Here is a 12,407-nt window from a genome sequence, read left to right as displayed (position 1 = left end):
CGACCCGCGCACGCGTCTCCGTAAAATGGCGCCGCAGACCACTACACAATCTGTTTCGTAGAAACTGGCCCCGCTTCCATGGACAAATACCCCCCAGAGGCGCTAATTACGAAACTAGGAGCTTTAATATATGTTAAAGACGCGCGCCAAATATTCTCTCGGACAGATTGTCCGTCACCGGAAGCACCCCTTCCGGGGAGTCGTGTTTGACGTGGATGCCATGTTTTCGAACACCGAGGAATGGTATGATGCCATCCCCGAGGACAGCCGCCCCCAGAAAGATCAGCCGTTTTATCACCTGCTCGCTGAAAATGACCAAAGCTACTATGTTGCTTATGTGTCCGAGCAAAATCTGGTTGCAGACTATTCCGGCGAACCTGTTGGCCACCCCGATGTGCCCGAATTTTTCGGAGATCTGGAAGACGGCCAGTACCCGCTGCACGTTCAATTGAACTGATAGCGCGTCAATATCCGATCGCACAACCGTCCTTGCGGGGATCAGATGCCCCGATCAGGATGCCGCGCGTATGATCAATGCGAATGGCCTGTGCGCCCCCAATCGGTGTATCAGAGAGAGCGATCTCGTGCCCTATATCAGCCAATTGCTTCCGAACATCGGGGCCATAGCCGCGTTCCAATTTCAAAACACCTTGGTCTGCAAAGCTGCGGGGGGCGTCGATGGCGGTTTGGGCGTCCATCCCGAAATCTACCATATTGCTTAGAAAGCGCACATGACCGTTCGGTTGATACGCCCCACCCATCACGCCAAAGGGCATCGTCACCGCGCCGCCTTCGCGCAGCATTCCGGGAATGATCGTGTGCATCGGGCGCTTGTTGCCGCCAGCTTCATTCGGGTGGCCTTCTTTCAGGTTGAAACCCGCGCCGCGGTTCTGAAACAGAATGCCAAACTTTTCCGATGCAAACCCGGACCCGAAGGAATGGAAGATCGAATAGATCAGCGAAACCGACATTCGGTCCTTATCGACGACGGTCAGATAGACCGTATCGCGGTGCACGGCTTCGCAAAGTCGGGTCGCAGAAGGCATCGCCTTGCGCGGGTCGATCAGCGCCGCCAGCTTTTCGGCGGTGGAATGTGACAGCATGTGGTCCAGCCGTGTGGTCTCATCCGGGTCGGCGATGATCCGGTTGCGGGCGTCATAGGCCAGCTTGGTGGCTTCGGCTTCGATATGAGCGCGGTCGGCTCCGAACGGATCAAGCGTGGCAAGGTCAAAATGAGACAGGATATTTGCCAAAAGGATGGCCGTGGCCCCCTGTCCGTTTGGTGGATGTTCGACCAGGTCAACATCCTTGTAGGTCCCGGAAATCGGATCGGTATAGAACGCGTGTGTCTTTGCGAAATCCTTCATGTTGTGTGTGCCGCCCAAGGCGGTGAGGCTGGCAACCATATCCCCGGCCACCTCGCCTTCATAGAAACCGGCGCGCCCGTGCTGGGCGATGGCGCGGAGTGCTTTGGCCTGCATCGGCGCGCGGAAGACGTCGCCCGCTTGTGGTGCGGATCCATTCTGAAGATAGAAATCGCGCGCGACGCCGGAAAGACACGCATCGCGGTCCGCGATCTTCCAATCCATCGCGACCCGGGGGGCGACGGGTACGCCTGTTTCGGCATAATGGATGGCCGGGGCAAGCGTTTCGGCAAGCGACAGGCGGCCCCAGTCATTTGACAGGGTGCAAAAGGCGTCCACCGCGCCGGGGATCGTCACCGCATGAACCGAACGTTCCGGGATCTGCGCCAAGCCACGATCGCGCAAGGCCTCTGCGGAAAATCCGCCCGGTGCGCGCCCTGATCCGTTCAAGGCGATTATGTCTTTCTGTCCCGGCGCATCCAGCAGGACGAAACAATCCCCCCCGATGCCGGTCATCTGCGGTTCGCAGAAGCCCAGCAGCACCCCGGCAGCGATCGCGGCATCGACGGCATTTCCGCCGGATTTCAGAACGCTCACGGCAACCTGCGCCGCAAGGGGGTGGGACGTCGCGCACATACCGTTTGTAGTAAAGACGGACGACCGTCCGGGCAGGTGGAAGTCTCGCATGGAACCTCTCAGCTTCGCTTTTGCGCAGACTATGAGGTGATGCAACCCTTGCCAAGACGCGGTTTGGCGGCCTTTGCGTCGATATGGCGGCGATCCATGCCAAACACCTGAGAAGTCAGCTTATCCGCGTGTCGGCAAGGACAATGGTAAAATCCAGCCTGTTCCTGACATCGCTGCGAACATAGTGCAGATCCCGTGTCAGATCCTGGATCAGTGACCAGCCAAAGCCACCTTCCGGAAGCTCTTCGACCGGGCCATCCAGCTTGTTTCTGGTGTGCTCCGGCAGGTTGCCTTTTGGCAGGGGAACACCGTCGTCGAGAACCGTGAAGCTCAGACTGTCCTGCATTCGCCTTACCTGTAATTCGATGACGCCGTCCTTGTGATGGTCATAAGCGTGTTCCACCACGTTGTTCAAAACTTCGGCCAATACAATCTCGATAACGCCGCGTTCGTCTGCCGTCAGGTTGAGGCGGGAAAGACCGGTCATCGACGCCTGAAGCGCCCGACGCACGGCCATCGGACGGGCCGGAAAAACAAGTCTCATCTCGTCCGTTTCTGGCGAAAGCGCCGATTTATGCCGGTGATTTGCTCGCCCCATGAAGCAAAGCGTCTCAGCCGACATCTGCGACAGGGCCGGCCAAAGCGGTATCAATATTGGCGTGGATCGTGAACACGGTATCCATGCGGGTCAGTTTGAACACCTTCTGCACCGTACCGGACAGGCTGGCCAATTCAAACGATTTGGACGGACCGACCTGCTTCATTGCTGCGACGATTGCGCCAAGCCCACTGGAATCGATGAAATCGACCTGCGCCATGTCCACGACGATGCGGGCCGGGCCGCCATCGGTCAGTTCGCGCATACGATCCTTGAAGCTGATGGCAATGGCGGCGTCGATCCTATGTTCGCCAACAGTGATCACCCGCGTCCCGGCGGTGTCAATATGAGCAAGTTCCAACTGTATTCTCCTTCCCGAGATTGGTAGAACTACAGTCTAGACGGCGATCGTTACCATTCGGTAAGCGTGGTCAGGAATTTGCATATGGGATGGAGTGGACGATGAAGAATGTCGTAATCGCAGGTGCCGCGCGCACGCCGATGGCCGGGTTTCAGGGCGCTTTCACAGGTGTTGCAGCCGCAGAGCTGGGGGGCGCTGCCATCAAGGCCGCGTTGGATGATGCCGGTGCCTCGGCCACTCGGATTCAGGAAGTATTGATGGGCTGCGTTCTGCCAGCAGGTCAGGGTCAGGCACCGGCACGTCAGGCAGGTTTTGCTGCCGGACTGGGCAAAGAAGTGCCGGCGACCACGCTGAACAAGATGTGTGGATCGGGCATGAAAGCAACGATGATCGCCTTTGATCAGGTCGCACTGGGTGGCACCGACATCATGGTGGCGGGCGGTATGGAAAGCATGACCGAAGCGCCCTATCTGTTGCCGAAAATGCGCAGCGGTGCACGCATTGGCCATGGTGCCGTCATCGACCATATGTTTCTGGACGGGCTTGAGGATGCCTATGACAAGGGGCGCCTGATGGGCACCTTTGCCGAAGACTGCGCCGAAGCCTTCCAGTTCACCCGCGAGGCGCAGGATGAATACGCGTTGAAATCGCTATCCAATGCGCTCGACGCCCAGAAATCCGGGGCGTTCGAGGGCGAAATTACTCCCGTGACGATCAAAACCCGCAAGGGCGACGTTGTGGTGGCCGAAGATGAGCAGCCCGGCAAGGCGCTGCCCGAAAAGATCCCGACGCTGAAACCGGCCTTCCGCAAGGATGGGACGGTGACGCCTGCTAACAGTTCCTCCATTTCGGATGGCGCAGCGGCATTGGTTGTCGCGTCTGAAGATGCCGCCAAGGCCAACGGCCTGAAGATCCGCGCGCGTATTCTGGGCCATACCAGCCACGCGCAGGAACCCAACCTGTTCCCGACCGCTCCTGTCCCCGCCGCGCAAAAGCTGCTGGACCGGCTGGGATGGACAACGGACGATGTGGATCTGTGGGAGGTGAACGAGGCCTTCGCCGTGGTGCCGATGGCATTCATGCATGAGTTCGGTCTGCCGCGCGACAAGGTAAACGTGAATGGCGGGGCCTGCGCGCTGGGCCACCCGATTGGTGCTTCTGGCGCGCGGATTATTGTCACACTGCTGAACGCGCTGGAAAAGCGCGGATTGAAACGCGGTGTGGCGGCGATCTGTATCGGTGGGGGTGAAGGCACCGCCATCGCGATCGAACGCGTCTGAACCAACGTCTGGAAACCAAGGGGCGCGGGACATGTGCGCCCGTTCGCATCGGAGGCCCCATGGGACACGTCAACTATTCCGAGCTTGCCCAGGTGATCGCATCGCTGACCGAAGGCGAGCGTGACGAGGTCGCCCTGATGGCCACACTGGCCTGTGAAGTGCATCATTCTGATGATCGTTTTGATTGGACAGGTTTTTACCGCGTGACGGAGCCTGAGCTTCTGAAAATAGGCCCGTATCAGGGCGGGCATGGCTGCTTGCAAATCCCGTTCTCGCGCGGGGTGTGCGGGGCTTCGGCGCGCACGGGTGACGTGCAGTTGGTGCCGGATGTCGATGCTTTCCCCGGCCACATCGCGTGTGCATCATCGACGCGGTCCGAGCTTGTCCTGCCGGTCTGGAACCGCGCGGGCGATCTGATTGCGGTATTTGACGTTGACAGCGACAAGCCCGACGCATTCACCCAAGACGATGCCGATCACCTGTCGGCCATCCTGAAATCCACATTCGCAACCTGACCGCGACTGACAATTTCGCTTGCGTCGAATCATCCATTTGCCGCATCGTGAAAAAAGACGTGAAAATTTCACGTAAAGTTTCATGGCGGAGCAGGCGCGGACAGGATGTTGCACAGTGACCCCGTTACAACCCGAAGCCTTGGCGCGGATATCCGCGCGTTGCGCAAGTCGCGTGGGCTGACGCTGAGTGATCTGGCCGGTGCGTTGGATCGGTCCGTTGGCTGGCTGAGCCAGGTAGAGCGGGACATGTCCGATCCGTCGATTTCCGACCTGCGCGCGGTGGCGCAGTCGCTGGGTGTGCCGATGTCACTTCTGTTTGCCCATGCCTCGGCCCCGGCGGATGAGCAGGGATACGTCGTGCGCGCCGGTGCGCGCCGTCCGATGGGGTCGCGTGACGAAGGGTTGATCGAGGAACTGTTGTCCCCCGACCTGACCGATGAATTCGAGGTGGTGCATTCCACCTTCACACCCCGCTCGAAAATGCAGACCCCGGCGCTGAGGCCCACGCAGGAACTGGGTTACATGGTGTCCGGCAAACTTGATCTGACCATCGGGGGCCGCCGTTTCACCGTGGCGCAGGGCGACAGCTTTCGCATCCGGAACGAACTGCATGAATGGGCCAACCCCTATGACGAACCGGCCATCGCAATCTGGGTGATTGCCCCGCCGGTGTATTAAGGAGAGTGCAATGCTGAAGGGAAGTTGCCTGTGTGGCGCGATCCGGTTTGAGACCATGTCTCCGCCGAAGGGCGTGTCGATGTGTCATTGCAGCCAGTGTCGCAGACAATCCGGTGGCGTATGGTCATCCGCCTATGTGCCCGAACGCGATCTGCACATCGAAGGCGAGGTCAACTGGTTCACGTCAAGCGAAACTGCCAAACGGGGCAGTTGCCCGACCTGCGGATCGTTCCTGTTCTGGAAAGCCAATGATGAGAACACGATCAGTTTTTCGCTGGGCGCCGCGGACGGCCCGACGGGTCTGACGCTCGAAAAGCACATCTTTGTTGCCGACAAGGGTGACTATTACGACATCACCGACGGCGTGCCGCAAAGCGCATAGAAACCCGAACAGTTGGAGACTTTCATGCCTGATTTCCCGAAGAAAGCCCGCGTTGTCGTCATCGGCGGCGGTGTCGTCGGTGCCTCGTCGCTTTATCACCTTGCCAAGAAAGGTTGGAGCGACTGCGTTCTGCTGGAAAAGAACGAGTTGACTGCCGGGTCCACATGGCACGCGGCAGGGAATGTTCCAACCTTCTCGACCTCGTGGGCGGTGATGAACATGCAGCGCTATTCGACCGAGCTCTATGCGCGACTGGGGGACGAGGTTGACTATCCGATGAACTATCACGTCACCGGATCGCTGCGGCTGGCCCATTCGAAAGAGCGGATGCAGGAGTTTCAGCGCGCTGCCAGCATGGGTCGTTATCAGGGCATGGATATCGAGATCCTGACACCCGAGGAAACCAGGGCACGCTATCCCTTCCTGGAAACCCATGACCTTGTCGGCGCGCTTTACGACCCGCATGACGGGGACATTGACCCGGCGCAGCTGACGCAGGCCTTGGCCAAAGGTGCGCGGGACATGGGGGCCAGGATCGTGCGGTTTTGCCCGGCACAAGGTGTCACCCAGCATGACAATGGCACATGGACTGTGCACACCCCCAAGGGCGACATCGCCTGTGACTATGTGGTGAATGCCGCCGGGTATTATGCCCAGCGCGTGGGCGAATGGTTCAAGCCCTATGGCGGGCGCACGGTGCCGATGATTGTGATGAGCCATCAATACCTACTGTCCGAAGAAATCCCCGAGATCGAAACCTTTACCAAGGAAACCGGCAAGAAGCTGCCCCTGCTGCGGGACGTGGATGTCTCGTATTACCTGCGGCAGGAAAAGCACGGCTTCAACCTTGGACCCTATGAGCCAAACTGCAAGGCGCATTGGGCAACTGACGACGACCCGATGCCCGACGACTTCAGCTTTCAGCTTTGGAACGACGATCTGGACCGGATCGAGGATATCGTCACGGATGCAATGGAGCGTGTCCCTGCGCTGGGCACAGCGGGCGTGTCGCGCGTGATCAACGGCCCGATACCCTATGCGCCTGACGGACTTCCCCTGATCGGTCCCATGCCCGGCGTGAAAAACGCGTTCGAGGCGTGCGTGTTCACCTTCGGCATCGCCCAAGGCGGCGGGGCGGGCAAGGTGCTGGCCGAATGGATCGTGGACGGGGCGACCGAATGGGATATGTGGGCCTGCGATCCACGCCGCTATACCGACTACACCGATCATGATTACTGCGTGCAGAAGGGGATGGAGGTCTATGGCAACGAATACGCCATGCATTTCCCCCGCCACGAATGGCCCGCCGCGCGTGACAGGAAATTGTCGCCCCTGCATCCTCACCTGCAAGACGCAGGTGCGGTCTTTGGGGCCTACAACGGCTGGGAGCGTGCGAATTGGTTTGCCAAACCCGGCGACGACACTTCGCTTGAGGCCACGCACACATGGGGCCGATCCGGCCCGTGGGAGGCACGCATCCGCGAAGAATGCGAGGCGGTGCGCGATCATTGCGGGATGTTGCCGATTACCGGCTTCACGCGGTTGAAGGTCGAAGGGCCGGGCGCGCGTGATTTCGTGGACGGTCTGACCGCATCCCGCCTTCCGAAAGAAGGGCGTGTGAGCCTTGCCTATTTCCCTGATGCGCGTGGAAGGTGCCTGACGGAAATGTCGGTCATGGTGCACGGCCCGGACGAGGTCGGGCTGATCACCGCAGCGGTTGCCCAGTGGCACGATGCCGAGATCCTGTCGCGGCAGGCGCCGGATGGCATCACCGTGACAGATCACACCAAGGACGTGGAATGCCTGTTGGTCACGGGACCGAAAGCGCGCGACATCCTAAGCAAGCTGGTCGAGGGCCATGACCTGAATTTGCCGTGGTTGTCCGCCAGCTTCGAAGGCTGCGTTGCTGGACAGGACGCCGCGCTTTTGCGGGTGTCTTTTGCAGGGGAACTTGGCTGGGAAATCCATGCCTCCCCAGAGGCCATGCCCGCAATCTGGGTCGCGCTTTTGGCCGAGGGTGTCAAACCCTTCGGGATGTATGCCCTGGACGCGTTGAGAATCGAAAAGGGATACAAGGCCTGGAAGGGTGATCTGTCGACGGACTACTCGTTGTTGGAGCTTGGTCTTGATCGGTTCCTGAACTTGGACAAGCCGCAGGATTTCCCCGGCAAAGTCGCTTTGAAGGCCGAAGCGAAGGTCGGATCAAAAAAGCGGTTCGTCACCCTGATCGTCGACGCGGGCAATGCGGACGCGCCTTATATGTCCTGCATCTGGCATGACGGTCAGATTGTCGGCGAAACCACGTCCGGCGGCTGGGGCTATCGCGTCAACGCGTCGATTGCGCTGGGCATGGTGCGGACCGATCTGGCTGAGCCGGGCACCGAGCTTGAGGTCGAGATCTATGGCGAGCGGTGCCATGCCGTTGTGCAGCCGGATCAACCGCTTTGGGACCCGAACAATAAGCGTTTGCGCGCGTGACAGGTGAAACGCCGAAATCACCCATCCAGGTTGATATACTGGTCGCAGACGGTTTTGTCCTGACCGAGTTCACTGCCGCCGTAGAGCTGTTGCGCACCGCCAACCGCGTGACGGCGAGAGAGACCTTTCGCTGGCGATGGCTGTCCAGACGCGGCGGTCCGATCACCTGCCGCGCGGGCATCACCATCGACACAACGCCGTACGAGGCCAAGCCAACGGCGGATTACGTGTTCGTGCTTGGCAACTCTGACCCTGACGCGCCCGACCTGTCGCTGCGGCGCGAGATCAAGGCTTATCAATGGGCTGGCACCCGCGTCATTCTGCTGTCGGAAGCAGCCAGCCGTTATATCGCCGAAACCGGCGAGCAGTTGATGAGCCACACCACCCATTGGGAAAATCGCGCGCTCTTGAATGAACGCGGCACGCCCGGCATGGGGTCTTATGCCCTTGCCGCCGATGATGGGCAGATCACCACTAGCGCGGGGATGGGGGCGACCTATGATCTGGTGTTGGGGATGCTTGGGGGCCACATCAGCGCCGCCGCCGTGGCGACGGTCGCGGATATCTTCCTGCATGAAACCATCCGGACCCCCGCCACACTCCAGCCTTTTGGGGGCAAGGAACTGTCGCGCTGCGGCAATCGCTCACTGGACCAGTGTATCGAGCTGATGCAGGCCAATCTGGAAGAGCCGCTGCGGATATCCGAGCTTGTGGGCTATTTGAACATCTCGGAACGATCTTTGGAGCGTCAGTTTCGCAAGCATTTCGGAACCACACCCAATGCCTATTACCGCGAGTTACGCCTGAACCAGGCCAACACTTTGTTACTGAAAACTTCCATAAGCGTGCGCGAAGTTGGGCTGGCTTGCGGGTTTCCCAACGGGTTCTCATCCATGTTCGCAAGGCATTTCGGCATCACGCCGACCGTGTTGAGACGAACACGGGCACCGGCAGGATGACAGATTTCCGACAAATATGACGGATTGTATGGGTTCGGGTCCCTGCAATTATGCAACCGTGAACCAGATCCACATGGAGTGAAAGATCATGAGCCTTCCCAATCATGCCCGTGTCGTCATCATCGGTGGCGGCGTCATCGGATGTTCCGTTGCCTATCACCTGACCAAGCTGGGGTGGAAAGATGTGGTTCTGCTGGAACGAAAGCAGTTGACGTCCGGCACCACATGGCATGCGGCGGGCCTGATCGGGCAGTTAAGGTCGTCGTCGAACATGACCAAGCTCGCCAAATACTCGGCGGATTTATATCTGGGACTCGAGGCAGAAACAGGTGTTGCGACCGGGATGCGGCAGTGTGGTTCGGTATCGGTCGCGCTGACGGACGAGCGCAAAGAGGAGCTTTACAGAAGCGCCGCCATGGCCCGCGCCTTTGGTGTTCCGTGTGAAGAACTGTCGCCCGCCGAGGTGAAAGAGCGCTATCAGCACATCAATCTGGACGGTGTGGCAGGTGGCATCTGGCTGCCCACCGATGGGCAGGCCGATCCCGCCAACATCGCATTGGCTTTGGTGAAGGGCGCGCGACAGCGGGGCGCGGTGGTCAAAGAGCGCACAAAGGTGACAGGCGTTGTTCGGGATGGGCGCAAGGTGACGGGCGTGAACTGGGTGTCTGACGATGGGTCAGACCAAGGGACGATCGCCTGTGACATGATCGTCAATTGCGCGGGGATGTGGGGCCGCGAGGTCGGCAAGATGGCCGGTGTGAACGTGCCGCTGCACGCCTGCGAGCATTTCTATATCGTGACCGAGGGGATTTCGGGCCTGACCCAGATGCCCGTGCTGCGGGTGCCGGACGAATGCGCCTATTACAAGGAAGACGCGGGGAAAATCCTGCTCGGGGCGTTTGAACCGAATGCCAAGCCTTGGGCGATGGACGGTATTCCCGACACGTTTGAATTTGACCAGCTTGCCGAGGATTTCGACCATTTCGAACCCATCCTGGAAGCTGCCTGCAATCGGATGCCGATGCTGGCCGAGGCAGGCATTCACACCTTCTTCAACGGACCCGAAAGCTTCACGCCGGACGATGCCTATCACCTTGGCTTGGCACCCGAGATGGACAATGTCTGGGTGGCCGCAGGTTTCAATTCGATCGGCATCCAGTCGGCGGGTGGCGCCGGAATGGCGTTGGCACAGTGGATGGAGGATGGGCAAAAACCCTTCGATCTGGGCGATGTCGACATCAGTCGGATGCAGCCGTTCCAAGGCAATCAGCACTACCTTTATGAGCGGTCAAAAGAGACATTGGGTTTGCTTTATGCCGACCACTTCCCGTTCCGCCAGAAAGCCACCGCGCGTGGTGTGCGGCGCACACCGTTTCACCGGCACCTGCTGGATCAAGGCGCTGTCATGGGTGAAACGGCTGGGTGGGAGCGCGCCAACTGGTTTGCCCGTGATGATCAGGCCCGCGAATACGAATACACTTGGGGCCGCCCCAACTGGTTCGACAACGCCGCCGCCGAACATAAAGCGGTGCGCGAAAACGTGGGCATGTATGATATGTCGTCCTTCGGGAAAATCCGTGTCGAAGGCCCGGATGCGGAAGGCTTCTTGAATCACGTTTGCGGGGCGGACATGTCCGTGCCCGTCGACAAGATTGTCTATACCCAGTTCCTGAACACCCGCGCGGGGATCGAGGCGGATGTGACCGTCACCCGCTTGTCCGAAACCGCCTATCTGGTGGTCACGCCCTCCGGCACGCGTCTGGCGGATGAGACATGGATGCGCCGTCATGTCGGCGAAGCCCGCGTCATGATCACCGATGTGACGGCAGGCGAGGGCGTGCTGGCCGTTATGGGGCCGAATTCCCGTGCGCTGTTGCAGCGCGTCAGCCCGGCGGATTTCAGCAATGATGCAAATCCGTTCGGCACCGCGCAAGAGATTGAGCTGGGCATGGGCCTGGCCCGCGCTCACCGCGTGTCTTACGTGGGCGAGCTGGGATGGGAGATCTATATCTCGTCCGACATGGCCGCTCATGCGTTCGAGACGATATTCGAAGCCGGGCAGGACGTGGGCTTGACGCTTTGCGGGATGCACATGATGGACAGTTGCCGGATCGAGAAGGCATTCCGCCATTTCGGCCACGACATCACCTGCGAGGACCATGTGCTTGAGGCCGGGTTGGGCTTCGCGGTCAAGACCGACAAGCCGGATTTCATCGGGCGCGACGCGGTGCTGGCCAAGAAAGACGAGGGCCTGTCGCAGCGATTGGTTCAGTTCAAGTTAACCGACCCGGACCACCTGCTTTATCACAACGAACCGTTGATCCGTGATGGTGAGATTGTCGGTTACTTGAGCTCAGGTGGCTACGGGCACCACCTTGGAGCGGCCATCGGGATGGGCTATGTGCCGTGCAAAGGCGAAACGGTCGCGGATGTTCTGGCCTCAAGCTACGAAATCGACGTGGCTGGCACGCGGGTCAAGGCCGAGGCATCATTGAAGCCTATGTATGACCCAAAATCGGAACGGGTGCGCGCATGAGCTTTGACGACCAACCAGGTTTGGAAGGCGAAACAATCGCTTTGCGCGGGATGCTTGAAAGCGACCGCGCGATGCTGACTGGTGCGGCCAAGGACGCGGAAACCTGGGCGGGCCATCCTTCGCGCGACAGGTACAAGACCGCGGTCTTTGCCCCCTATTTCGACTTCCTGCTGCGCGCTGGGGGCGCCTGTGTTGTGACAGACAAGGCCAGCGGCACGCTGATCGGCTGCTCGCGGTATTATGTTGGTCCCGACGCGCCAGAAGATATCGCCATCGGCTTCACATTTCTGAACCACAACTATCGGGGCGGCGCGACAAATTTCGAGATGAAGACGCTGATGCTGAATCATGCTTTCGCGACGTTCGACCGAGTTTGGTTTCATATTGATTCGACCAATCCCCGGTCGCAGAGAGCCACTGCAAAGCTCGGCGCGGTCCGGATGGCCGACGCGGCGTTGGATCTGATCGGCGCTGGCACACCTGCACCATGGCTTTGCTTCGTTCTGGAACGCGACGCGTGGATGCGGGTCAAGGTGGCGCGGCAGGGCGTTACCGGCAAGACTTGATGA

At 59.7% G+C, this 12,407-nt stretch carries 12 protein-coding genes; 9 read left to right on the top strand and 3 right to left on the bottom strand.

Going from position 1 to position 12,407, the window contains the following annotated elements; translation table 11 throughout:
* Positions 1 to 130: 130 nt before the first annotated feature.
* Entirely contained in the window at positions 131 to 457 is a 327-nt protein-coding gene (hspQ, locus tag AC13C8_RS11940; protein WP_091427472.1) for a heat shock protein HspQ, read from the top strand.
* Between the two features lie 7 nt (positions 458 to 464).
* Here hspQ and AC13C8_RS11935 read toward each other — a convergent pair whose 3' ends face one another.
* The 3 genes from AC13C8_RS11935 to AC13C8_RS11925 form a co-directional block, all read right to left on the bottom strand.
* Positions 465 to 2,051 carry a gamma-glutamyltransferase family protein gene (locus tag AC13C8_RS11935; protein ID WP_482847489.1) on the bottom strand — a complete coding sequence of 529 codons (1,587 nt, stop codon included), beginning with the start codon at positions 2,049 to 2,051 and terminating at the stop codon, positions 465 to 467.
* 115 nt (positions 2,052 to 2,166) lie between these two features.
* Positions 2,167 to 2,595 carry an ATP-binding protein gene (locus AC13C8_RS11930; RefSeq protein ID WP_177179265.1) on the bottom strand — a complete coding sequence of 143 codons (429 nt, stop codon included), beginning with the start codon at positions 2,593 to 2,595 and terminating at the stop codon, positions 2,167 to 2,169.
* 67 nt (positions 2,596 to 2,662) lie between these two features.
* A complete protein-coding gene (locus AC13C8_RS11925; RefSeq protein WP_091427465.1) occupies positions 2,663 to 3,010 on the bottom strand; it encodes an STAS domain-containing protein in 348 nt (115 codons plus the stop codon).
* 101 nt (positions 3,011 to 3,111) lie between these two features.
* On the opposite strand from AC13C8_RS11925, the gene AC13C8_RS11920 reads away from it, so the two are divergent.
* The 8 genes from AC13C8_RS11920 to AC13C8_RS11885 all read left to right on the top strand — a co-directional run bounded on the left by AC13C8_RS11920 (position 3,112) and on the right by AC13C8_RS11885 (position 12,404).
* Positions 3,112 to 4,290, top strand: a complete 1,179-nt coding sequence (locus tag AC13C8_RS11920) for a thiolase family protein (RefSeq protein WP_091427463.1) — start codon at positions 3,112 to 3,114, stop codon at positions 4,288 to 4,290.
* A 59-nt stretch (positions 4,291 to 4,349) separates the two neighbouring features.
* Entirely contained in the window at positions 4,350 to 4,805 is a 456-nt protein-coding gene (locus tag AC13C8_RS11915) for a GAF domain-containing protein (protein WP_482847486.1), read from the top strand.
* A 105-nt stretch (positions 4,806 to 4,910) separates the two neighbouring features.
* A complete protein-coding gene (locus AC13C8_RS11910; protein ID WP_482847485.1) occupies positions 4,911 to 5,483 on the top strand; it encodes a helix-turn-helix domain-containing protein in 573 nt (190 codons plus the stop codon).
* A gap of 10 nt (positions 5,484 to 5,493) precedes the next feature.
* Positions 5,494 to 5,865, top strand: a complete 372-nt coding sequence (locus tag AC13C8_RS11905; protein WP_482847483.1) for a GFA family protein — start codon at positions 5,494 to 5,496, stop codon at positions 5,863 to 5,865.
* Positions 5,866 to 5,889: 24 nt separating this feature from the next.
* On the top strand, positions 5,890 to 8,343 hold the full coding sequence (locus AC13C8_RS11900) for a GcvT family protein (protein ID WP_482847482.1): 2,454 nt from the start codon (positions 5,890 to 5,892) through the stop codon (positions 8,341 to 8,343).
* Complete coding sequence (locus AC13C8_RS11895) at positions 8,340 to 9,302, top strand: GlxA family transcriptional regulator (protein ID WP_482847480.1); 963 nt, start codon at positions 8,340 to 8,342, stop codon at positions 9,300 to 9,302. Before AC13C8_RS11900 ends, AC13C8_RS11895 begins: the two co-directional genes overlap by 4 nt.
* A gap of 88 nt (positions 9,303 to 9,390) precedes the next feature.
* Positions 9,391 to 11,838, top strand: coding sequence for a GcvT family protein (locus AC13C8_RS11890; RefSeq protein ID WP_482847479.1), 2,448 nt, complete (start codon positions 9,391 to 9,393; stop codon positions 11,836 to 11,838).
* The gene (locus tag AC13C8_RS11885) at positions 11,835 to 12,404 is read left to right on the top strand and encodes a GNAT family N-acetyltransferase (RefSeq protein WP_482847478.1); all 570 of its coding nucleotides are present in this window, start codon (positions 11,835 to 11,837) and stop codon (positions 12,402 to 12,404) included. The genes AC13C8_RS11890 and AC13C8_RS11885 overlap by 4 nt, the downstream gene beginning before the upstream one ends.
* The last annotated feature ends 3 nt before the right edge of the window (positions 12,405 to 12,407 follow it).

This window comes from Aliiroseovarius sp. B-4 (genome assembly GCF_056857795.1).
Note: the sequence above shows the minus strand (reverse complement) of the source record. Positions and strands in the feature narration are given on the sequence as shown.